Source organism: Actinoplanes sp. NPDC023714 (assembly GCF_040639855.1).
Lineage (GTDB): Bacteria > Actinomycetota > Actinomycetes > Mycobacteriales > Micromonosporaceae > Actinoplanes.
In genome coordinates, this window is sequence record NZ_JBFAAR010000002.1 from 776949 (window position 1) to 799071 (window position 22123).

A 22123-nucleotide genomic window follows, 5' to 3' on the forward strand; every position below is an offset into this window, starting at 1 on the left:
TAATTGCGGCGCAGCGCCGGATCCCGGAGATGCCTCGCGGGAAACAATGCAAGCTGCGTCATTCCTCAATTGAACCCGGCACACCCGGAAACGACGATGAAGAACGCCCATACTTCATATCGAGAAAAATTCCCCGGTTGGCTGGATGATCCGCCTATGCAACGTTAAGAAGGGCCGGCAGTTGCGCGAGGTGACTGCGAATCAATTGACCTGGCCCGAGATGCGGGCCATCCGATTCTGATCATCGAACTCGACGCGCATCTCGCTGCCGCCGGGGTGCGTGCCGACGACGAGGGCCGGCGTGTTGTCGGAAACGGACCAGCCCTGCTGATCGAGGAATGACAGCAGCGTGATCCGGTGGTCGAGGGGGAAGGCGCCGATCACCTGGCCGACGACGAGGAACGCCCGTTCGGGTGAGACCGGGGCCACGATCTCGGCGGGCAGGTTCTCGAGGTGGAAGAAGACCGCGCCGCCGTCGTAGGGGCCCCGGTAGTAGCAGCGCCCCGTCAGTCCGGAAGCGATCAGCGCGAGGTGGGCGCCGTCGGCGCGGTCGAGGGGGAACGACGGCTCGGTGAGCTCGGGGATCGACGAGGACGAGCCGTAGGAGCGCATCCACTCGCTGAGGTGAAGCAGCTGGGGCGGGAGGTTGCTGACCGCGTTCGCCCAGGCCCACAGCCAGCTGCCGTCGACGTGGCTCTCGGTGCCGAGCAGCTGGATCGGGAAGCGCAGGTCGCCGCCGAACGTGGCCACGCCCTCGGTCAGGTCCAGCTGCCAGTCGCGCTCGCCGATCAGGTCGGCGAGGGCGAGCTGCCGGGCGTAGGCGGTGGCGGCGTGCTGGGCGAAGAGTTCGTCAAAAGCGGACACCGCGCCACCCTAGCCGCGCGCTTCGCCGGCCCGGTCCTGGAGGGTCTGCCGGAGCGCCGCCACCTCGTCGGCCAGCGCGAGGACGGCGTGCGCGTGCGCGGCCGCGATCACCGCGGGCGTGCCGGGCAGCTTGCCGGAGACGCTCGCCAGCAGTTCGGTGGCCAGGTGACGGTGACTCGCCGGCGACATTCGTGCTCCTCAGGGGTGATGTCCGCGGATCTCCAGCATCCGGTCAGGCCCGCGCGAGGAAGGCCGTGATCCGCTCCGCCACCAGATCGGGTGAGTGCACCGGCAGATCGTGCGACGCCCCGGGGACGATCTCCACGCGCGCGGCCGGCATGACCCGGCCGAGTCGCTCCGCGACGTCGGCCGCCGGATAGAGGGCACTCTTCTGCCCGATAAGGATCAGCGAGGGTACGGTGACCGCGCCGAGCTCCTGATCCGAGAAGGGCCCGGGCAGCGGCAGCCGCCGGCGGAACGCCATCGTGAGCGGGAACAGCGGCATCAGCTCGTCGTCCCGCAGCGTGGCGTTGCGGACCAGCCCGGACAGCCGGCGACGGACCGGCCGCGGGCTGATCCCGGCCAGCCCACCCGCCGCGAGCCAGAGCCAGAACCGCGCCCCGACCGCGCCGAACCCGCCCGGGTCGATCAGCGTGAGGCTCGCGGCGCGGCCCGGATGGTCGAGCTCGTACCGCAGCGCCTGCCAGCCGCCGTAGGACATCCCGACCAGGTGCGCGCCGTTCAGCCCGAGCCCGTCGAGCGTCTCGTCGAGGCAGTCGACGACGTCCCGCGCGCTGCCGATCGGCCGCGTCTGCCGCGCCGCCCCCGGTTCCCCGATCGGGTCGAGCGCGACCACCGGGTGGTCACGGCCGAGACGGCCGGCGTAGTGGTACCACGTCACGGCGTTCCCCCCGGCCCCCGGCAGCAGCACGATCGGGGTGCCGCTCGCGGCGCCGCTGCGGTAGGCGACGGCCTCGCCGTAGCTCGTGGTCACCGGGATCGGCTCGTCCCCACCGGGCAGCAGCCGCGCGAGGGCGGCCCGGTAGGCGAGCGCGAAGCGATCCCGGGCCCGGTCGCCGGTGAAGGCGCCGACACGGTCCTCCATGCCGCGAACGTATCAGTTGTCGACGTCGATACGACGGGCCAGGTGGTCCTGGAGTTCGCGGTGCCGGAACTGATAGGCGTTCCCGGCGATCCGCAGGATTCCGGCCCGGTAGCAGGTGTCGAGGAAGTGGGCGAGACGCCAGGGCAACCGGTGGGGGCCGCGCCGTGTGCAGAGGAGCAGGGCGAGATAGCGCAGCCCGGAGAGTCCGGCGCCGGAGTGCGCCGTCAGGGCGAAGACGTTCCCGACGAACAGTCCCACGAGGAAGCTGAACACCGTCTCCGACGGGGGGTTCGCGTTCGGTCCCGGGAACAGCGCGACGAGCCCGCCGATGAAGCCGGCGGCCAGCACGCCGAAGCCCACCATCACGACACCCGCGGTGATGAGGTCGTCGCGGGGGACGGCTCGTGGCTCGGACTCCTCAGCGTCGACCGGCACGACCACGCCGAAGACCAGCGATGCGACGAGGGCACCGGCGGCGAGGCCGGCCAGGCCGAAAAGCACGATCAAGGACCAGCCCTCGAATCCCGGTGGCATGCTGCCGAAGTAGACCAGGAAGAGCCCGAACGCGAGACCGGCCAGCGAACCGCCACCGCACCAGGCGAGCAGCTGGCCCCGGGCGTCCGGCGAGCGCAGCGCGGCCGGCTGCAGCCGCCAGGGCACCGGCCAGAGGAGAGACCAGGCCTGATACACCCCGACGACGACACCGGCGGTGACCGTGGCGGCGCCCGCCAGCGCGATGGGATGGAGATTCTGGGCGACCGCGAAGATCGTGGCCAGGGCGAGTCCGAGCCAGAGCGGGATGAGCAATGGCAGCGTCGCCAGCCGGGCGGTCCGGTCGCCCGCGAGCGGCCACAACTCGTGCAGGACCAGGTCGGTGCCGGAGAGGGCTCGCCCGCCCAGGCTCCTGCCCTCCTCGGTGTTGCCGTGCAGATATCGGGCCAGCACCGACAGCCAGTCGCGGGCGTGCGCCGGATCGTAGGGCCGCTCCGGTGTGCTGCCCAGCGCCGCCGGGATGAAGAGGTTCACCAGCCGGCGGCCCACGGCGTCCGCGGTGTCCAGTGACGGGCTGGTCAGCTCGTGCGGATCGCTGACGAACTCGCCGGTGGGTTGCCGCTGCTCGTAGACGACAGTGGCCAGGGTGAGGCGCCACGGCGTGGACAGTCCTGCCGCGAGCGGACCGCGCCGGCTGCGTTCGATCTCGTCGAGCACCGTCCGCCACCGGCGGGGATCGACGACCCGGGACGTGATGAAGTCACGGGCCTTCGCGGCGCTCACCGAGCGGATCTCCACCCGGGCGGAGTCCTCGAGCCGGCTGTTCTCCGCGACGAGGGCCTCGTAGTGCCCGCTGCGACAGGTGACGATCACCGCGGCGCGTTCCCGGAAGTGCTGATAGGCGTTCAGGACGCGGAGCGCCTGCCCGGCCCGCGAGGCGAATCCCGGCTCGTCGGTGGCGTCCAGCTCGTCGAGTCCGTCGACGACCGGGAGGATCCATCCCTCGGTCACGAGCGCCCGCGCCGACCGGGGCGCCAGCCGGTAGACCTCGACCAGGTGGGCGACGAGCCAGCGCCGGATGAGCCCTTCCGGCTCGTCGCCGGCGTCCCAGGACGCGGCGGAGAGCCGGACCGGCACCGGATCGCCGGGCGCCCGGTCCTGGAGCAGCATCATCATCAGCTCGACGGCCAGGACCGTCTTGCCGGCCCCGGCCGCCCCGGTGATCACCATCCGGGAGGGCCGCAGCTTCCGGTAGTAGGTGGCGACGTCGCCGAGCCGCCCCTGCCTGTTCGCCTGGGCGGCGTCGTGGCCCGGCGCCGGCCGGAAGTCGAACTGGACGTCGATGGCACGTCCGGTCTCACCGAGCAGCTGACGACGGGCGGTCTGTTCCCGGTCACGGACGGCCGCCGCCAGGCGCGCCGCCAGCCGTGTGGTGTCGGTCTGCTGGGCACGGTCACCGCGGACCGCGATCAGCAGCGCGGTCGCGCCGGCCACGAACGAGGCGAAGCCGATCGCCGCGCTCAGCGGGTCGACGTCACCGACGTCCATCCGGCGCAGTGCCCACACCAGCGGTCCCGCCGCCGCCACACCCAGCGCCGTCCACACCACCCGCCGCCTGTTCACGATCGACCATGATGGCCGGTCCGGGCTCCGGACGGCATCACCGGATCGGCGTCACTTCCAGAACTTGGCGTACTTCTTGCGGTACTTCTCGTCCGGCTCCGAGGCGATCAGCTGCTGTGCCAGCTCGCGCACCGCGTCGTCGCCGGTGGCGTCGTGCAGCAGGCGCAGCGTTTCGGCGAGGTCGCCGCGGACCAGGGTGGGGTGCTTCTCGGCGGCGTCGAAGGTGTCGCGGTAGCGCTGGGCGAGCACGTCGAGCAGCCGGCGCCGCGAGGGCTCGCCGGCCAGCCCGATGCGCCAGAGGGACTTGAGGCTGTGCCGGGCGGTGACCGTGCGCGGGTCCCGAGTGACCTGCAGCAGGGCGTCGAGGTCGGCGCCGAAGATCCGGCCACCGGGGTCGGTCGCGGCCAGGTTGCAGAGCAGCTGGGCGGCGATCGCCCGGTTGTGGTTGTCGCCGTCCTCCAGATGGAGGACGACGTCGTCCCAGACGTCCGCTGCCCAGGGGACCGGGTTCCGCGTCTCGGCCATCAGCGATTCGTAGGCGGCGTTCTGCCTGTCCCGGTCGGTCCCCCACAGGGCCGGGTAGTCCACGGGGATGATCACAGCGTCACCCGATGGCCTGGCGTCATGCCCCGGCATCCCGGCGCGACGAGGTTCCGCCACGCGCGGGCGGTCAAGAACGCCACTCGCGGATGACGTCGTTGCCGTCGCGGCCGGTCTCGGCGAATCCGGCCTTCGCCGCCACCGCGGCCGACGCGCCGTTGGCGGCGTCGTGGCGGATCACCACGCGCTCGATGCCGTCGAGCGTCAGCGCGACGCGGGTGAGCACCTTCACGGCGGCCGTCATGTGGCCGCGGCCGGCCCACGGCGTCCGCAGCCAGTAGCCGATCTCCAGCGCGCCCGGCCCCACCCGCGTCATCAGCCCGATCGAGCCGATCAGCTCACCGACCGCCGTGAAGATCGCGTAGTTGAACTCGGTGCCCTCGGCCCAGCTCTTCACCGACCGGGTGATGTAGTCGAGCGAGTCGGCGTCGCCGTAGGTGTCGGTCGCCCACGGCAGCCACGGCTTCAGCTCGGGCAGCGACTCCCGCACCGCGGCGGTGGCCTCGGCGGCCCACTCCGGCTCCCACCGCTTCAGGACCAGATCGCCGGCATTGATCATCTCGGGTGGTTCCATGCCGGACAGCCTGCTAGTTGATCATGCCGATCGCAAGCGGTTTCAGCGGTAGCCGATCACCTCGAACGGCCAGGACTCGGCCAGCCAGCGCGTCACCACGACGGTGAGCGGCTCGTCCAGGTGGCTGCGGTCGGCGCGTACCCAGGACAGCACCCGCACGTCACCGGGCGGGCCCGGCTTCAGATAGACGCAGCCGATCACCTCGCGGGTCGCCGGATCGAGCACCGCGTAGGCGAAGTCCTCCCGGCGGGCCGAGCGTGCGGCGTGGCCGCGCAGGTCGGCGAGGTTCTCCTCGAGCGTCATCCCGCCGACCGGCGGCCAGTCATCGCCGAACCCCGGCGTCGCGCGGATGTGCTCGATGCTCGTGGTCCAGGCCCGATGGTCGGACTCGTTGTGCTCCGGCCCCAGCAGCTCCAGCCGGAAGCCCTTGGCCATGTGCACTTCCGGCACGTCGAACGCCTCGTCAACCAACCCCATTCGCCCATTATTCATGTCACATGATCGATAGATAGTGGAGCGCGCCTCATCCGCGGATGCACCATGTGTCGTCATCCGTCGATGGATAGGAGTTCCCATGTCCCCGAACCCGCTCCGCCGCCGCGCGCTTCTCGCCGCCGGTGGGGCCGTCGCCGGCTCGTTCGCTCTCGCCGGCAGCGCCTCGGCCTCGCCCACCCGGCTTCCGGGCACGCCCCGGGAGGCGCTCGAGGCGATCCTGGTGGGCAACCGGCGCTTTGCCGCCGGTCACGCACGTCACCCCCATCAAACCCCGGCGAGGGTACGGGAGACCGCCGCCGGTCAGCACCCGTTCGCCATCGTTCTCGGCTGCGCCGATTCCCGGGTCCCGCCGGAGGTCGTCTTCGATCAGGGCATCGGCGACGTGTTTGACAACCGGGTGGCCGGCAACATCGTCGACGACCTGCTGCTGGGCAGCATCGAGTACGCCGTCGAGGAGTTCGCCCCGCCGCTGATCGTGGTCCTCGGCCACGAGCGCTGCGGCGCCGTCTCGGCGACCCTCGCCTCGCTGGAGACCGGCACCCCGGCGCCGGGTCACATCGCCGCGATCGTGACGGCGCTGACCCCGATCGTGGCGCCCTACGCCGGCGTCCCGGACGGCGTGGAGCTCGCCGTACGGGCCAACGTCCGCGCTCAGGCCGAGGCTCTCGTGTCGACCAGCGAGATCGTCCGGGAGAGCGTCGAGCGCGGGCGGACGCTGGTCGCCGGCGCCCGCTACGACCTGGAGTCCGGCCTGGTCACCCTGGTCCACTGAGGGTCGTCGCCCGGTGCCGGATCCGGATCTCCGGGCCCGGGAAGTCGCGGGGCGGTTCGCCGGACAGCACCGACAGCATCGCCTCGCCGAGGATCAGGCCGTGCTCGTGGACGTTCTTCGCGAGCGCCGACAGGGGCGGCGTCGCCAGCTCGCAGAGCGCGGAGTCGTCGCAGGCCAGCAGGCTGATGCCGGACACGCCGGCCCGGGTCAGCTCCTGCTGGGCGGCCACCGCCATGACGTCGTTGTCGAACACCACGGCGGTCGGCGCGGGGTCGGCCGCCAGCAGGGCGCGGATCCCCGCCACCCCCGACTCCGCTCCGTAGTCGCCTTCGACCTCGGTGATCCGTACGCCATGGGTCTGTGCCGCCGCGGAGATGGCGGCGGACCGCTCAGCGGTATGCACGAGGGTCGCCGGCCCGCTGACCCGGCCGATCGTGCGGTGACCGCGTTCGATCAGGGACTCGACGGCCGCCGCCATCGCTGCCGCGTCGTCGGTGAGCACCCGCGGGAAGCCGGCGTGGGCGCTCCGGCCGGCCAGCACGGCGGGCAGGCCGATCTTCTCCAGGAACGCCGGGCGGCCGTCGTCGTGGACCAGGTTCACGACGACGACCGCGGCGACGGTGTGGTCGGCCCGCCATCGCCGGTAGGCCTCCAGCTCGGCCGCCAGGTCCGGCACCACCAGCAGCAACACGGTCGAGCCTCGGGGCGCGAGCGCCTCCTCGACGCCGGCGATCAGCTCCATGAAGAACGGCTCGACGCCCACCCGCGCGGCGCCCCCGGTCAGCACGAGGCCGATCAGCCGGCCCACCTCAGCGGGCCGTGCCGGACAGCGAGTTGGCCGACCGCAGCACCAGCGGATCGGCGAACGCCGACGGCTCGACGGTCGCCGACGTGGTGACCGAGAACGTATGGCTCTCCCCCGGCAGCAGATCGACGAGCATGTCGCTCACGGTCGCGTCGGGCGCCACCCGATCCACCAGAAGAGCACAATCCCTGATGTACGAGGAAGCACTCACGGTGACCTCGTAACCCCCGTCGACGGCCTCCACGGCCACCTTGGCGGGCGCCGGGTCGTAGGCCAGGTCGAAGTCCTCGGCGAACAGGTGGGTGGCCCGCACCCCGCCGGTGTCGGTCTCGGTCTCGGCGACCAGCACCGAGCGGCTCGGGTCGGCCGGGGCGAGGAGCGACGGCGGCACCGGGATGAGCCGCACCGACCGCGCCGGAACCTCGAACGGAACCGGGACCACGTCGTCCGACCGGAGCGCGAAGCCGGAGACGTGGAAGCCGGCACTCCCCCGCCACACGTCGGCGCTGTCGTTCAGCACCGCCAGCACCGGCACCCCGTCCCGCACCACGAACCCGAGGGCGCGCGGCGCGTAGGCGGCCCGCAGCGCGTACCAGGCGGGCTTCAGCCGCTCGTGCCCGTCGACGACGGCCCACGAGGTGACCGGCCAGCAGTCGTTGAGCTGCCAGAGGATGCTGCCCATCGTGCGCGGGGCGTGCGAGCGCAGGTGCAGCACGGCGTGCCGGGTGGCCCGGGCCTGATTGAGCTGGGTGGCCCAGTGCCAGCCGGCGAAGTCCTCCGGCACCGGCATGTGGTGGGCGAGGCCGCGGTCGAGCTTGCCGTTGCCGTCCTCGGCCTTCTGGTGCAGCAGGAACGCGGCCGAGTCCTTGCACAGGTCGGCGGCGTCCAGGGTGGCGGTGAGGGTGGCCCACGCGGGCGGCGCCTGCCAGCCGAACTCCGAGCAGAACCGCGGCACGAACCTGTCGTGGAACGTGTAGTCCTCGCGGTTCCAGGCCTCCCACTCGTGCCGGGTGCCGTACCGGTCGTCGTTGGGATGCGCACCGGTAGAAGAAGGGCTCGACGGGCTGCCCGGGTGGTAGGGCCGGGTCGGGTCGAGCTCGGCGAGCAGCGCCGGGAAGTCCTCGTAGTAGTAGCGGGCACCCCAGGTGAGGTCGCCGAGCGCTTCCTTCCAGCCCCAGTCCTCGTGGCCCCAGATGTTCTCGTTGCCGCCGTTCCAGAGGATCAGCGACGGGTGCGGGGCCAGCCGCGTCACGTTCTCCCGGGCCTCGGCCAGGATCTCGGTGCGCAGCGGCTCCTCCTCCGAGTACGCGGCGCAGGCCAGCGGGAAGTCCTGCCACACCAGGATGCCGCGCTCGTCGCACACGTCGTAGAAGTCGTCGCTCTCCCAGATGCCGCCGCCCCACACCCGCAGCAGGTTGGCGTTGGCCGCGGCGGCACGGTCCACGGCGCGCTCCAGCCTGTCCCGGGTGAGCCGGGTGAGCAGGTGGTCCTCGGGGATCCAGTTGAGCCCGAGCACGAAGATCGGCTGGTCGTTGACGACGAGGGTGAAGGCGGAGCCGTGCTCGTCCGGGGTCTCGTCGAGCCGCACGTCGCGGAAACCGACCCGGGTGTCGTACCGATCGAGGTTGTCGCCCTGGTGGAGCAGCTTCACGGTGATCGGGACGAGGGTCTGCTCGCCGTAGCCGGCGGGCCACCAGGCCGGGGCGTCCGGCAGGTCGATCTCCGCGGTCCCGGAGCCGGACGCGGCGGGCAGCGGCAGCCGGCGCCGGCCGTGCTCGCCCACGTAGATCTCGGCGACCAGGTTCACGTCGGCGGAGCGCTCGACGTCGACCGCCACGGTCAGGTGGGTGCGGGTCGCCAGCGGACGGACGGCGGCGAGCCGCGCGGTCTGCCAGCGTTCCAGGCGGACCGGCTTCCAGATGCCGGCGGTCTGCAGGTCGGGACCCCAGTCCCAGCCGAACGAGCAGGCCATCTTGCGGACCGCGTTGAACGGGTGCGGGTACGGCCGGGGGCGCTCGCCGACCTGCTCCTGGAGCCGTTCGGCGTAGTCGAGCGCCGCGTCGAACCGTACCGTGAGGGTCTGATCCTCGCCGGTCAGCAGGTGACCCACGTCGAACCGGTAGCCGCGGTGCATGTTCGCGGTGCGCCCGATCTCCACCCCGTCCAGCTCGATCGTGGCCACCGTGTCGAGGCCGTCGAAGACCAGGTCGACCCGCTCCCCGGGCGCGGCCGGCTCGGCGCGCAGCACGGTGTCGTACCGCCACGAGGTGCGGTGGAACCAGGCGAGCGCCGCCTCGTTCTCGGCGAGGTACGGGTCGGGGATGAGGCCGGCGTCGAGGAGGTCGGTGTGCACGGTGCCCGGGACGGTGGCGGGCACCGTGCGCTCCGCCAACTCCTGCGGGACCGGGCCACCGGTCGCTCGAACGGTCCAGCCGGTGTGCAGCTCGGTCTTGCGCATACCCATATTCTTAAGCTGCTGAACTTAGCCCGTCAAACACTTGCGGAGGGTCACATGGCACGCGGCCGGGCCCGGGAAGCGATCCTCGACGCCATCCGCGCGGCCGAGCCGCTCAGCCGTGTCGAGATCGCGGGCGTGACCGGGCTGACCGAGGCGGCCGTGTCGATGACCGTACGCCGCCTCCTCGACGAGGGCCTGGTGGTCGAGACCGGCCGCGCGCCCACCGCCGGCAAGCCGCGCACGCTGCTGCGCCTCGACCCGTCGGCGCGCATCGCCGTCGGCGTGCACCTCGACGCGGGCACCGCCACGTTCGTGCTGACCGGCCAGACCGGCGGCATCATCTCCCGGCTCGCGCGCCCGGTGAGCACGCCCGCGACCGCCGACGAGCTGGCCGCAGGCGTCACCGTGCTCCTCGCGGGTTCCGGAGTGGACGCCGCGCGCTGCCTCGGCATCGGCCTGACCGGCGCGATGGACGGCGCCGGCACGGGCGGCGGCGCCGGCACGACCCACGGCGGCGGCGATCTCGGTGATCGGCTGCGGGCGGCGACCGGCTTCACCGTCCTGGTCGAGAACGACGCGACCGCGGCCGCGGCCGGCGAGTACTGGGTGGCGCGCCTCGGCCCCGAGCGGGCCTTCGCCGCGCTGCACCTCGGCAGCCGCCTCGGCGCCGGCATCGTGGTGGGCGGCCGGGTGCTGCGCGGCGGCGGGTTCGGTCATGTCTGTGTACGGGCGGACGGGCCCCCGTGCGGCTGTGGTTCGCGGGGCTGCCTCGAAGCGGTGGCGGGTCCCCGTACCCTCGTCGCTCTTGCCCGCTCGGACGCCGCAGCCGCGGCAGAAGCCGGACTCGAACCCGGCTCGCGCAGCGTGGCCGCCGGCTTCGCGGCCGTGGCCCGCGCCGCCCGGGCCGGAGCCCCCGCCTGCCTCGCGCTGCTGGAGGAGTCGGCCGCCCACGTCGCCGCGGCCGCCGAATCCGTGGTGAACCTGCTCGACCTCGACCTCGTCGTGCTGACCGGTCCCGGCTTCGCAGCGGCGTCGTTCGTCTACGGCCCGGCCATCCAGCGCCGCATAGCCCCGGCCGACGCGAAGACCTGGCACCGATCGGTCACCGTCACCGTCTCCTCGGCCGCCGCCACCGCCTCCGCGACCGGGGCGGCCGCGATGGTCCTGCGCTCCTAGACTCGCGCCATGACGTCGACAGACACCGATACCCGGCCGACCGGGCTGGTGACGGGCTCGCTGATCGCCATCTCGTTCGGCACCGTCTTCATCATGGTCAACAGTGGCGGGCTGCCATCGCCCTGGCCGATAGTGATCAGAACCGCCGGTGCGCTCACCGCCGCCGCCCTGGTGATCGCGCTGTTCCGCACGGCCCGCACCGTCACGGTGACGAACGACGGCGGCCGCGTCCGCGGCTTCGGCGACCGCCGCTTCCGGCTGATCCTGCTGGCCGAGGTGGTGGCGCTCTTCGCCGGCCTCTACCTGATCATCGGGGTGTGGGAGAAGCCGGAGCTCGGCGTCGCCTGGACCGCCACCGTGGTCGGCGTGCACTTCTTCGGGTTGGCCTGGGCCTGGCGGATGCCGCTCTACCACGGGCTCGGCGCCGTCATGACACTCCTCGGGCTGGCCGGCTTCGCGATCTCCGCGCTGGGCGGCTCGGACGCGACGATCGGGCTGGTCGCGGGGGTCGGCTCGGGCTTCGCCCTCTTCGCCACGGTGGCGGCGGCGCTGCGCCGGCCGCGCGGATAAACGAGCGCTGCGCCGGCCGCGCGGATAAACGAGCGCTGCGCCGGCCGCGCGGCCAGGCGGGCGCCCCACGCTCGTGACCTCAACCGCGGTTGAGGTCACGAGCGTGGGGCGCCGTGTCCGGCAGCGATCAGGGCGTGGTGCAGGTGACCGCGGACGGTGCGGTGTTGGTGCTGCCGGCCGAGGCGGTGAAGCCCCAGCTCGTCGAGGCGCCGGCGCCGAGCGCGCCGTTGTAGGCCGCGTTCTTCGCCGTGACGACCTCACCGGAGGTGGTCACCGTGGCGTTCCACGAGTTGGTGAAGCGCTGACCGTTGGTCCAGGTCCACGACACGGTCCAGCCGTTGACCGCCGCGGCGCCGGCCTTGACCGTGACCGTGCCCTGGAAGCCGCCGGGCCACGAGTTGTCGATCTTGTAGGTGGCCGAGCAGGCGCCGGTCGGCGTGCTGGGCGAGACCGACGGCGACGCGGACGGGGAGGACGACGGCGAGCTGGAGGGCGACGTCGACGGGGACGTCGAGGGCGACGACGGCGGAACGGAGCCGAACACCGACGCCTCCTTCGCGGTCGCCTTGATGCCGTTCGCGCCGTTGAAGATCCGCTGGCCCCAGGTGGTCAGCGCCGAGGCGTTGAAGTTGGTGACCATGTCGAGGTACTCGACGCCGCCGCCGTTGCCGCTCCACGACCAGCCGAGGTAGCCGATCCCGCGGGCCTGGGCGGTGGCCAGGATGGTGTCCTCGTCGGGGTTGCCGTCCGAGTGGTCGAAGCCGAACTCGCCGACCACGATGGGCAGCCCGGCGGTCTGGAACCGGCCGAGGTAGTCGTTGATCTCCGCGGCGGTGTCGAACACGCCGTACATGTGGATCGAGAACACCGTGTTGCGGTTCGGGTCGGCGGCGAACACCGAGGCGGCGTTGTCGCGCATGATGAACTGCCAGTCCTGGCCCCAGTTCGGCGCGTCCACCATGATCTGGTGCTGGAAGCCGGCGGCGCGCAGCCGGGTGATCGCCGACTTGGTGTCGGCGGTCCAGGACGACGCGGCGCTGCCGTTGCCGTACGGCTCGTTGCCGATGTTCAGGATGACGTACGACTCCTGGCCGGCCAGCGCCGACTTCACCGAGATCCAGTAGTCGACGGCCTGGGCGAGGGTCGCGGCGCCGGACTGCTCGCCGTACCCGGTGGTGTCGTGCACCTCGAGCACGCAGATCAGCCGGTTCGCCTTGCACTGGCTGATCACGTTGGTGACGTCGGACGCCTCGTTCTTGGTCCAGCGCTGCCCGCTCGCGAGCACGACCCGGACGGTGTTGGCGCCGAGCGCCTTGATGCCGGACAGCGACGAGCCGAGCTGCGACGGGTACCAGGTGTGCGCGTGGTTGACGCCACGCATCACGAAGGTGTTGCCGTTCGCGTCAAGGATCCTGGTGCCGGACACGGTGAAGCCGGTGGCGGCCTGCGCGGGCTGGGCTGCGACCAGGACGGCGGCCGCGCCACAGAGCAGGGCGAGTACGCCACCCCACCACTTCGATCTCATGGGGGAACCTCCTGCGGGGATTCGGGAGCGCTCCCACGATGCGCCGGTACATCCACCTCTGTCAACGTCCGGGCGCCACAAACTTAAGCTGTTTAAAAAACCAGGGACGCCAGCAGCCGCCGACGGGCCTCCTGCTCCTGCGGGTTCGCGGCCGGATGCCACGGCGCCGCCACGTCGAGCGCCACCACCCGTCCGGTAGCGATCAGGCGGGCGCACGCCTCCCGCACCTCCTCGGCCGGCGGGCCGCCCGGCGCCGGGAACCGGAGACCCGGCAGGCCGGCCGGGTCGATCACGTCGAGGTCGATGTGGATCACCAGCGGGCCGGGCGGGACCGACTCCGGCGACACCTCGGCCACGGCGATCCGGCGGGTCTCGCCGGTGCGCAGATACTCGGCCTCGGCCGGATCGAGGTCGCGCGCGTCGACGAGGACGGCCCGCCCCGGTGGGAGCGGGGTCAGACCGAAGCTTCCGGCGTACAGATCGGCATGGGCCCCGGTCAGAAGCCGGACCGAAAGTCCACCCGGATAGCCGGAGGTGCTGGTCTCGAGGGTGTGCACGTCACCGTGCGCGTCGAACCAGACGACCGCCGGATCGACGCCCGCCCGCTGGACGCCGGCGACGGTGCCGTCCGCTATGAGACAGTCGCCGGAGAACACCACCGGCATGCCGCCGTCGCGCACGACGGGTTCGACGGCGGCCGCAGTGCTGGCGCAGACGGAGGTGACGCGCTGCCAGATGTCGCCGGTCCGCGTGGCCACGTCAACCGTCAGGTCCGGAAATATCGGTATATTGTCGTCGGAGAGGCGCTCGTCCTGGTGGTAGGGCACGAGGATCGTCGTCATACCGCCGACGATAGATCAGTGCACACCGTGGAACTCCTGCTCGACTCCGCCCTCGACGACGCCGTGCGCGCGCTGTGGCACCGCCTCCACGAGGCCGGCCTGCGCAGCCTCGCCACCCACACGCACGCCACCAACCGCCCGCACATCACCCTGGCGACGACCGCGGAACTGCCCCCGTCGCTCCCCCTGACCCTGCCGGTCCCTGTCCGATTGGGTCCACCCCGCATCCTCGGCCGCGCCCTGGCCCTGACCGCCGATTCGCCCGAACTGCGCGCCCTGCAGGCCGACGTCTGGCAGTCGATCGCCGGCCTCAACCCGCTGCACGCCCCGGACCGCTGGATCCCGCACGTCAGCCTGGCCCTCACCATGCCCGCCGGCCAGCACGAACAGGCCCTTCAACTGCTGAGAGACAACCCCATTCTGTACGGCGAGAGCGTCGCGGCCCGCACCTACGACACCACCACCAGGCTCGCCACCGACCTGACCCCGCGCCCGTGACCGCCGCGGGATCGGTCCGCGTCGCCGTCCATCGCTGCGGGTCCTCCTCGCCGTCGCGCACCGCGACCGGCGCCTCTCGAGCAGGCGCCACGTTCGGCCAGGTGGGCATGACCGGCCCCGCGCCATGGCGTCCGAGTCGGCCATGGTTGCAAGCCGCCGCTTCGCATACCGCCGGGCGGATGCCGCGACGGCGAGGACCAGGTCGGGCAGCGAGTAGGGTTGACGGGTGGAGATGCCCTCTTTTGACAGCAGGTTCGCGCGCGAACTGCCGGAAATGGCGATCCCGTGGAAGGGCGCCGACTTCCCCGACCCCGCGGTCCTGGTTCTCGACGACGCGCTGGCGGCGGAGCTCGGTTTCGACGCCGAATGGTTGCGGAGCGCCGACGGCGTACGAATGCTGACCGGAAGTGAGCCGCCCAGCGGGACCACCGCGGTGGCACAGGCCTATGCGGGCCATCAATTCGGCGGATATTCGCCCCGGCTCGGCGACGGGCGGGCGCTGCTGGTCGGCGAGTTCACCGACACTTCCGGGAATCTGCGGGATCTGCACCTGAAAGGGTCCGGCAAGACGCCGTTCGCGCGGGCCGGGGACGGGCTCGCGGCGGTCGGGCCGATGCTGCGGGAATACGTCGTGAGCCGGGCCATGCACGCGCTCGGCATCCCGACGACGCGGTCGCTCGCCGTGGTCACGACCGGGCGGATGGTGCGCCGGGAGGAGAATCTGCCGGGCGCCGTTCTGGCCCGGGTCGCGGCCAGTCATCTGCGGGTCGGCAGTTTCCAATACGCTCGCGCGACCGGCGACAGGGACCTCCTGAAACGGCTCGCCGACCACGCGATCGCGCGGCATCACCCGGCGGCGGCCGAGAGCGATCGGCCATACCGGAGACTCTTCGAAATGGTGGTCGCGGCGCAGGCGGAGCTCGTCGCGAAATGGATGCTCGTGGGATTCATCCACGGCGTGATGAACACCGACAACATGACGATCTCCGGCGAGACGATCGACTATGGGCCCTGCGCTTTCCTGGACGTCTTCGAGCCCTCGACCGTCTACAGTTCCATCGATTCGGGCGGGCGTTATGCGTACGGAAATCAGCCGCCCGTCGCGCACTGGAATCTGGCCCGGCTGGCCGAGGCGATGCTGCCGCTCTTCGACGACGACGAGGAGAAGGCCGTCGAGCAGGCCACCGAGTCGCTGAACCTCTTCGGTCCGGCCTACGACGAGGCGTGGACGGAGGGCATGCGGCTCAAGCTGGGACTGCCTGCCGGAACCGATAACGGAAACATCCGGAAGATCGCCGAGCGCCTCCTGATCCACATGCGCGACCGGCGACTCGACTACACCTCGACGTTCCGCGATCTCCCCCACCGGATCGACGACGAGGACTGGCTCGACGACTGGCGAGCCCTCGACCCCGACATCGAGTCGCTCAAGCGGATCAATCCGATGTACATCCCCCGCAACCACCTCGTCGAGGAAGCCCTCGAAACCGGCGACATCGATCAACTCATCACGGCGATCGACGACCCCTTCACCGAGCGCCCCGGCCTGGAACGCTTCGCCGAGCCCGCCCCGGAGGGTTTCGGCGCCTGCTACCAGACGTTCTGCGGCACCTGATCGGGCGACCCGGCCGCGAGCCAGACCTCCAGGTTCACCGGCGCGAACACCTCGTCCAGCGCGAGGGCGATCGCGCCGGTGACCCCGGCGATCTCCTCGGGCACGCTGGACAGCTCGATGCGCAGGTCGCGGGTGGCGAGCGGCAGCGCCCGCTTGTGGATGACCTCGCGGACGGCGCCGAGCACCGGCGCGCCGCCCCGCGCCAGGCTGCCGCCGAGGACCAGCAGGTTCGGGTTGTAGAAGCTGACCAGGGTGGCGAGGGTGCCGCCGATCAGGGTGGCGCGCGCCGGGTCGGAGGTCGTGACGCCGCCGGCCACCGCCTCGAGGCAGCCGATGTTGCCGCAGCGGCAGATCACGTTGTCGCCCTCGGGGATCGCGACGTGCCCGATGTCGCCGGCCGACCCGTTGGCGCCCCGGTAGAGCCGCCCGTCCATGACGATGGCCGCGCCGATACCGACCCCGGCCCGCACGTAGAGCATGTGCCCGGCCGTGCCCGATCCGGCGTGCAGTTCGCCGAGCGCCATCAGGTTCACGTCGTTGTCCACCCACACCGGCGCGCCGAACCGTGAACGCAATCGGTCACGGATCGGGTAGCGGTCCCAGCCCGGCATGATCGGCGGAACGACCGGCAGCCCGGTGCGGAATTCCACCGGCCCGGGTACGCCCACCCCGACCGCCCACACCGGCCTCCGCCGCGCCCGGCACAGCTCCGCGGCCAGGGTCTCGGCGAGCGTCAGCACCGCTTCGGGGCCGCCGGCCACGTCGACGCGCTGCTGCCGGGTGGCGAGCACGGCACCGGTCAGGTCGGCGATCCCGACGACGAGCTCGGCGGGCCCGATGTCGATCCCGACGACGACGCCGCGTTCCGCCCGCAGCCGCAGCCGCCGCGGCGCACGCCCACCCGACGACGGACCGAGCCCGGCGCCCTCGATCAGCCCGGCCCGTTCCAGCTCCGCGACGCGCTGCGCCACGACACTGCGCCCGAGCCCCACGCGCTCGACGAGTTTCGGCTGCGTCACGCCGGTCTCCGCCCGCACGGCACTGAGCACGGCCGCCAGACCCTCGATGCGCTCGCTCGCCACGCATTCACCATAGTCAACTTCTTCCGGGCAACGGAAGAAGACATTTCATGGGTACGACGGACCGCCTCGCCCGCCGCCCGTTCACTGGATTCCGGTCGAACGGCGCCGGGCGAGCCCGCTCAGATGCCTGGCGAGCCCGCCCGGACGCCCGTCGAACCCGCTCGGATCAGGAGGCGGTGCAGCTCAGGGCCGGCGTGGAGGCCGCGCCGTTCGCCAGGAAGCCGAACTGCGCGGTGCCCCCGGAGTTCAGGGCGCCGTTCCAGGAGACGTTGCGGACGGTGACCGCGGAGCCGGACGTCGACACCGTGCCGTTCCAGGCCTGGGTGACCGACTGCCCGGACGCGAGGGTCCACGAGACGGCCCAGCCGGCGATCGCCGACGATCCCGCGGTGACGGTGACCTCGCCCTGGAACCCGCCCTGCCAGGAACCCGCGACCCGGAACGCGGCCGAGCACGTCTTCCCACCCGCGGGCGGGCTGCTCGGCGACGACGGCGTCGGTGAGGACGGCGACGAGGACGGGGATGACGACGGCGACGAGGAGGGTGAGGACGACGGTGACGAGGAGGGCGACGACGACGGTGAGGACGGCGGCGCGGACGGCGACGGCGGGTTGGTCGCGCTGCTGGCCAGGCTGTACGCCAGGTCCGGCTGGAACGACCCGGCCGCGTACCGGCAGCCGTCCGCCTCGCCCGGCGGCTTCACCCACAGGTAGCCGTCGATGTTCGCGTCCCCGGTGTCGACGGTCGGGTAGCGCCCGATCCGCCGGTCGGTGTTGTCGTCGCCGCACCAGTCACCGCTGGCGCCGCCGTTGCGGCTGGTGTCGATGACCTGCCGCTTGCCCGGGTGGCCCTGCCCGGACAGCGCGCTGATGATCGACCGCCCGTACGCCGCCTCCGCGCTGGTGGCGTTGAAGTTGGAGACGTTGGTGTAGAAGCCGTCCGCGTCCCCGACACCCGCCGCGATCAGCCGGTTCGCCTGCTCCCCCGCGCTGTTCCACGCCGAGTGCCCGGCGTCCAGGTAGACCTTGGCGTTGGCGTTGCCCGATTTGAGCGTCTGTACCGCCGTACGCAAAGCCTGGTTCCTGGCCGCGAGGTCGGCGCTGGAAAGGCACGTCTGCAGGGCGATCGAGTCCGGTTCGAGGATGATCACGACGGTGCGGCTGCCGAGCGACGACGCCACACCGGAGATCCATGTCTGATACTGACCGAGGTCGGGCGCGCCCCCGGAGCTGGCGCCGCCGCAGTCCCGGTTGGTGATGCCGTAGACGGTGAGGACCGGGATCTGCCCGGCGGCGTTCGCGGCGTTGACATATCCGGACACTTCGGATCGGATCGTCGACTGGTTGAAGTTGGACAGCCAATGTGAGGCCGGTTGGCTGGCGACGCGGTCGCGGATGACCGGCATTCTGGAGTCGGACGGGTTGGCCGCCACCCAGCGGGCGACGGAGGTGTCCGGTTCACGATAGAGCGTGCCGCTGATCGTGCCGGCCGCCGCACTTCCGGCGAATCCGACAGCACCGGCGGCCACCAGCAGACCGGCGGCCGCAGCCAGGGGCAAACGGGGGAAACGGGTCATGGACGAAGCCTCTCCTGGGGATTGGGAGCGCTCCCAAACGTATCCCGACCTGGCACGATAGGCAACGGTCGATTACGATTTTGAAGATCTACATTGCGGGAATGTCACTGCAAGCGCATCGAAGCCACGCTGGGCCCGTTGCGATCAGGCCAGTGTTGGCGCCGCATCTGCAAGAGATCATCGAGTCCCTGGCAACAGGCGAGACCGCCAGGGAGGCGGCGGCGCGATTGTTCATCTCGCCGAACACCGTCAAGTCCCGGCTCAAGACGCTCTACCAGCAGCTGGGCGCACGGGACCAGGCGCACGCGGTCGCCATCGCGTTCCGCCTGGGCATCCTGCGCACCACCGAGGAGCCCCACCTGCAACCGGTCGTGATCGGAGGTCTCAATCCCGACCGGCTGCGGACCACGATCGCCGACCTCACCGCCCTGCTGCGAATAGCCGAGAAAGTCCCGAACAGTCCCGACTACCAGGATCTGCTGCGCGAGGTGGCCGAACTCGCCGCGGACCCGAGCGCCGACCCCGCGGTCACACTCCAGAAGATCGCACGAATAGCCGAATCCGCCGGCGACGAGCCCACAGCGGCCGCCGCCTGACCGAAACCCACCAGTCATCAGGACCAAGGGCTTCATCCCGCCGGGGAGGCGTCGGGGTGAAGCCCACCAAACAGGGTGTCGCACGCGGCGCCCAGCACCGCCTCCCGCGGAGCACCTAGCCGCCGGCATCTCGCCCCGGCACGTGGAGATCATGCGCGGCACCCTGGCCGGCCTGCTCCACGAGGCAGCGCTCCACCAGCGTGTGGAGTTCGGGTGCAATGCGCACCTCAACCCACCACGCTGTGACAGGCCCGCCGGCACACCGCGGCAGGGGCGCAAGGACCGCAGAACCGGCGATCGATAGGTTGTCGGGCATGACGGACGTGCGGCTGGTGCCGATGACCGAGGACGAGTACAAGCCGTGGCGGGCCGGGGCCGAGGTCCACTTCGCCGAGAGCGCCACCGCGTCGGGCCGGAATCCACAGGAGGCGGCCCGGGACGCTGCCGAGACCTATGCGCGGCTGCTGCCTGACGAGTTCGCCACCGAGGATCACCATTTCTGGTACGCCTACGACGGCGACCGCCGCGTCGGCTTCCTCTGGATCAAGGTCACCCGCGACACGGCGTTCATCTACAACGTCGCCGTCGAGGAGGGCCTGCGCCGCCTGGGGTACGGCCGCGCCATCATGCTGGCCGGCGAACGCTGGTGCCGCGAGAACGCGCTGACCCGCATCGGTCTGCACGTCTTCGCGCACAACACCGGGGCCCGGGCGCTCTACGAGCAGTTGGGCTTCGCCGAGACCGGCCGGAACATGGCCAAGGACCTATAGCAGCTCGAGCCGCACCACGGCCCCGCCGCCGTCCGCCGAGCCCACCTCGAAGGAGCGCGCCACCCGCCGCGCGATGTCCAGTCCCAGCCCGGTCGAACCGCCCGCCGACACCCCGCGCCGGGCCGCCGACTCCGGAAAGCCGGGCCCCTCATCGGCGACGACGAGAATCGCACCCCCGGAAGCAGCGCCGGGAGCACGACCGGAAGCACCGCCGGAAGCAGCGCCGGAAGAACGACCGGAAGCGCCGGGAGCACGACCGGAAACGCCGGGAGCAGCACTGCCGCCGACCGGCGCCGGCGGCGACAGCGAGACCGAGAATGCCGTCCCGTCCGGCGTGTGCGCGAAGACGTTCCCGAGCAGCGCGTCCAGCGCCGCCCCCAGATCGTCCGCCGCCACGCCGGCCGGCACCGGCCCGTCCGGCAGCGACCGCCGCAGGTCACGACCGGTGTCCTCGGCCAGCACCTGCCAGAACGCGACCCGGTCCCGGACCACCGCGGCGGCGTCGCAGGAGGCGGCCGCGGGCACGGCGTCCCGGCGGCGGGCCTGCTTGATCACCGCGGTGACCGCTCGCGCCACGTCGTCGGCCGCGGCGGCGACCCGGGCCGACTCGTCCGGGTCGCGCAGGGACTCCGCTTCGAGGCGCAGCGCCGTCAACGGCGTACGCAATCGGTGCGAAAGATCGGCGATCTGCTCGCGCTCCGCGGCGAGCAGCTCCTGGATGCGCCCGGCCAGATGGTTGAGCGCCCCGGCGACCTCGCGCAGTTCGCGCGGCCCGGACGGATCGGCGCGGGCGGTCAGCTCGGCGTTCGCCAGCCGATGGGATGTTTCGGACAGGTCGCTGATCGGCTTGGTGATCGCGCGAGCCAGCCGGTCGGCCATCAGCAGCCCGAGCAGCACCAGCGCGAGCCCGAGCGCCGCCAGGGTCAGCCACGCGCGCGTCACCCCATGGGTGAGTTCGGACTCGGTGACCAGGGTGCGGACCACCGTGGTGCCGCCCGAGCCGACCACCGGCACGACCAGTTCGCGGCCCTCGTCGGTGGTCACGCTCAGCGCACGGCCGCGCGCTTCGGCGAGCCGGACCGCCGGGGTGGGCGCGGCGGCCGCGCCGATCACGCTCCCATCGGGATAAAAAACGGTCACGGGTACGGGTTGAGCAGTCACCGACAACCGCAGCCCGTCGACGTCGCCGACGAGCGGGACGATCGTCTGCACCACGTCGGCGGCCCGGCTCAGGGCCCGGTCCTCGGCGAAGTCGCGGACCAGCACGGCGAGCGGCACCAGGAACGCCAGCAGGACCAGCACCGTGGTGCCGGCCACGAGCAGGGCGAGCCGCGCCCTCACGACGGGCTGCTCAGTTTGACGCCGACCCCGCGGACGGTGTGCAGGTAGCGCGGCTCCTGCGCGGTCTCGCCGAGCTTGCGGCGCAGCCACGACAGGTGCACGTCGACCGTCTTGTCGGCGCCGCCGTACGGAACCTGCCACACCTCGCTGAGCAGGTCACGCTTGGTCACCACCTGGCCGGGGCGCTGCGCGAGGTGGTGCAGCAGGTCGAACTCGCGCGGGCTGAGCTCCACGTTCGCGCCGTCCAGGGTGACCGTCCGCGCCGCGACGTCGATCGCCAGCCCGCCGACGGTCAGCACCGGGCTCTCGGCGGGCCCGGCGCCGCGGCGCAGCACCGCCCGGATCCGCGCGTCGAGCTGCGCCGCCGTGAACGGCTTCACCACATAATCATCAGCGCCGGCGTCGAGAAGCCGTACCATCTCGGTCTCCTCGTCCCGGGCGGTCGCGATGATCACCGGGATGGCGCTGACGGCCCGCAGCATGCGCAGCAGCTCCCGGCCGTCGAGATCGGGCAGCCCGAGGTCGAGCACGATCAGATCCGGTCGTTCCGCGAGGGCGGTCTGCAGGCCGTCCATCGCGGCCGGGGAGGCGGCCACCGCGTGTCCCCGCTCGCGCAGCGCGCGCAGCAGGGTGCCCCGGATCGCGGGGTCGTCCTCGATGAGCAGGAGTCTGGCCACGGCTGCACCGTATCCGGCATTCCGGGGCGGACCGCGACTCCTTAACCTTCTCTTATCGTGTCCCGGT

General features: G+C 71.8%; 22 protein-coding genes. 7 read left to right on the forward strand and 15 right to left on the reverse strand.

Annotation, left to right across the window (positions count from 1 at the left end):
- Window positions 1-201: 201 nt before the first annotated feature.
- From AB0G10_RS11600 to AB0G10_RS11630, 7 genes are all read right to left on the reverse strand, one after another.
- The gene (locus AB0G10_RS11600; protein ID WP_360918872.1) at window positions 202-864 is read right to left on the reverse strand and encodes a DUF6882 domain-containing protein; all 663 of its coding nucleotides are present in this window, start codon (window positions 862-864) and stop codon (window positions 202-204) included.
- Window positions 865-873: 9 nt separating this feature from the next.
- Window positions 874-1053 carry a hypothetical protein gene (locus tag AB0G10_RS11605; RefSeq protein ID WP_360918874.1) on the reverse strand — a complete coding sequence of 60 codons (180 nt, stop codon included), beginning with the start codon at window positions 1051-1053 and terminating at the stop codon, window positions 874-876.
- Between the two features lie 43 nt (window positions 1054-1096).
- Entirely contained in the window at window positions 1097-1969 is an 873-nt protein-coding gene (locus tag AB0G10_RS11610; protein ID WP_360918876.1) for an alpha/beta hydrolase, read from the reverse strand.
- 12 nt (window positions 1970-1981) lie between these two features.
- Window positions 1982-4084 carry an NACHT domain-containing protein gene (locus AB0G10_RS11615; protein WP_360918877.1) on the reverse strand — a complete coding sequence of 701 codons (2103 nt, stop codon included), beginning with the start codon at window positions 4082-4084 and terminating at the stop codon, window positions 1982-1984.
- Between the two features lie 51 nt (window positions 4085-4135).
- A complete protein-coding gene (locus AB0G10_RS11620) occupies window positions 4136-4684 on the reverse strand; it encodes a hypothetical protein (protein WP_360918878.1) in 549 nt (182 codons plus the stop codon).
- 70 nt (window positions 4685-4754) lie between these two features.
- Entirely contained in the window at window positions 4755-5258 is a 504-nt protein-coding gene (locus AB0G10_RS11625) for a GNAT family N-acetyltransferase (RefSeq protein ID WP_360918879.1), read from the reverse strand.
- 42 nt (window positions 5259-5300) lie between these two features.
- A complete protein-coding gene (locus tag AB0G10_RS11630) occupies window positions 5301-5735 on the reverse strand; it encodes an N-acetyltransferase (RefSeq protein ID WP_360918881.1) in 435 nt (144 codons plus the stop codon).
- Between the two features lie 97 nt (window positions 5736-5832).
- Here AB0G10_RS11630 and AB0G10_RS11635 point away from each other — a divergent pair, with 97 nt between their 5' ends.
- Window positions 5833-6525 carry a carbonic anhydrase gene (locus AB0G10_RS11635; protein WP_360918883.1) on the forward strand — a complete coding sequence of 231 codons (693 nt, stop codon included), beginning with the start codon at window positions 5833-5835 and terminating at the stop codon, window positions 6523-6525.
- Here the strand turns inward: AB0G10_RS11635 and AB0G10_RS11640 are convergent.
- Complete coding sequence (locus AB0G10_RS11640; RefSeq protein ID WP_360918884.1) at window positions 6509-7333, reverse strand: substrate-binding domain-containing protein; 825 nt, start codon at window positions 7331-7333, stop codon at window positions 6509-6511. The genes AB0G10_RS11635 and AB0G10_RS11640 overlap by 17 nt on opposite strands.
- A 1-nt stretch (window position 7334) precedes the next feature.
- Window positions 7335-9788, reverse strand: coding sequence for a glycoside hydrolase family 2 TIM barrel-domain containing protein (locus AB0G10_RS11645; protein ID WP_360918885.1), 2454 nt, complete (start codon window positions 9786-9788; stop codon window positions 7335-7337).
- A 54-nt stretch (window positions 9789-9842) separates the two neighbouring features.
- On the opposite strand from AB0G10_RS11645, the gene AB0G10_RS11650 reads away from it, so the two are divergent.
- The gene (locus AB0G10_RS11650) at window positions 9843-10964 is read left to right on the forward strand and encodes an ROK family transcriptional regulator (protein ID WP_360918887.1); all 1122 of its coding nucleotides are present in this window, start codon (window positions 9843-9845) and stop codon (window positions 10962-10964) included.
- 9 nt (window positions 10965-10973) lie between these two features.
- Window positions 10974-11534 carry a hypothetical protein gene (locus AB0G10_RS11655; protein ID WP_360918889.1) on the forward strand — a complete coding sequence of 187 codons (561 nt, stop codon included), beginning with the start codon at window positions 10974-10976 and terminating at the stop codon, window positions 11532-11534.
- Between the two features lie 127 nt (window positions 11535-11661).
- On the opposite strand, the gene AB0G10_RS11660 is transcribed toward AB0G10_RS11655, so the two are convergent.
- A complete protein-coding gene (locus AB0G10_RS11660; RefSeq protein ID WP_360918890.1) occupies window positions 11662-13059 on the reverse strand; it encodes a cellulase family glycosylhydrolase in 1398 nt (465 codons plus the stop codon).
- Window positions 13060-13151: 92 nt separating this feature from the next.
- A complete protein-coding gene (locus tag AB0G10_RS11665; protein WP_360918892.1) occupies window positions 13152-13901 on the reverse strand; it encodes an arginase family protein in 750 nt (249 codons plus the stop codon).
- A gap of 18 nt (window positions 13902-13919) precedes the next feature.
- Here AB0G10_RS11665 and AB0G10_RS11670 point away from each other — a divergent pair, with 18 nt between their 5' ends.
- Together AB0G10_RS11670 and AB0G10_RS11675 are read left to right on the forward strand one after the other, a co-directional pair.
- Window positions 13920-14399 (forward strand): 2'-5' RNA ligase family protein, encoded by a 480-nt coding sequence (locus AB0G10_RS11670; RefSeq protein WP_360918893.1) that lies wholly within the window; start codon window positions 13920-13922, stop codon window positions 14397-14399.
- 232 nt (window positions 14400-14631) lie between these two features.
- On the forward strand, window positions 14632-16014 hold the full coding sequence (locus AB0G10_RS11675) for a protein adenylyltransferase SelO family protein (RefSeq protein WP_360920709.1): 1383 nt from the start codon (window positions 14632-14634) through the stop codon (window positions 16012-16014).
- Here AB0G10_RS11675 and AB0G10_RS11680 read toward each other — a convergent pair.
- Together AB0G10_RS11680 and AB0G10_RS11685 are read right to left on the reverse strand one after the other, a co-directional pair.
- Entirely contained in the window at window positions 15990-17096 is a 1107-nt protein-coding gene (locus tag AB0G10_RS11680) for an ROK family transcriptional regulator (RefSeq protein ID WP_360918894.1), read from the reverse strand. The two genes, AB0G10_RS11675 and AB0G10_RS11680, sit on opposite strands and share 25 nt — an antisense overlap.
- A gap of 166 nt (window positions 17097-17262) precedes the next feature.
- Complete coding sequence (locus AB0G10_RS11685; RefSeq protein ID WP_360918896.1) at window positions 17263-18672, reverse strand: glycoside hydrolase family 6 protein; 1410 nt, start codon at window positions 18670-18672, stop codon at window positions 17263-17265.
- Window positions 18673-18824: 152 nt separating this feature from the next.
- On the opposite strand from AB0G10_RS11685, the gene AB0G10_RS11690 reads away from it, so the two are divergent.
- Both AB0G10_RS11690 and AB0G10_RS11695 read left to right on the forward strand, forming a co-directional pair.
- On the forward strand, window positions 18825-19268 hold the full coding sequence (locus AB0G10_RS11690) for a helix-turn-helix transcriptional regulator (RefSeq protein WP_360918897.1): 444 nt from the start codon (window positions 18825-18827) through the stop codon (window positions 19266-19268).
- Window positions 19269-19582: 314 nt separating this feature from the next.
- Window positions 19583-20038, forward strand: a complete 456-nt coding sequence (locus tag AB0G10_RS11695; RefSeq protein WP_360918899.1) for a GNAT family N-acetyltransferase — start codon at window positions 19583-19585, stop codon at window positions 20036-20038.
- Here the strand turns inward: AB0G10_RS11695 and AB0G10_RS11700 are convergent.
- Window positions 20033-21379, reverse strand: coding sequence for a HAMP domain-containing sensor histidine kinase (locus AB0G10_RS11700; protein ID WP_360918901.1), 1347 nt, complete (start codon window positions 21377-21379; stop codon window positions 20033-20035). The genes AB0G10_RS11695 and AB0G10_RS11700 overlap by 6 nt on opposite strands.
- Window positions 21376-22056 (reverse strand): response regulator transcription factor, encoded by a 681-nt coding sequence (locus AB0G10_RS11705; protein WP_360918903.1) that lies wholly within the window; start codon window positions 22054-22056, stop codon window positions 21376-21378. The genes AB0G10_RS11700 and AB0G10_RS11705 overlap by 4 nt, the downstream gene beginning before the upstream one ends.
- Window positions 22057-22123: the final 67 nt, after the last annotated feature.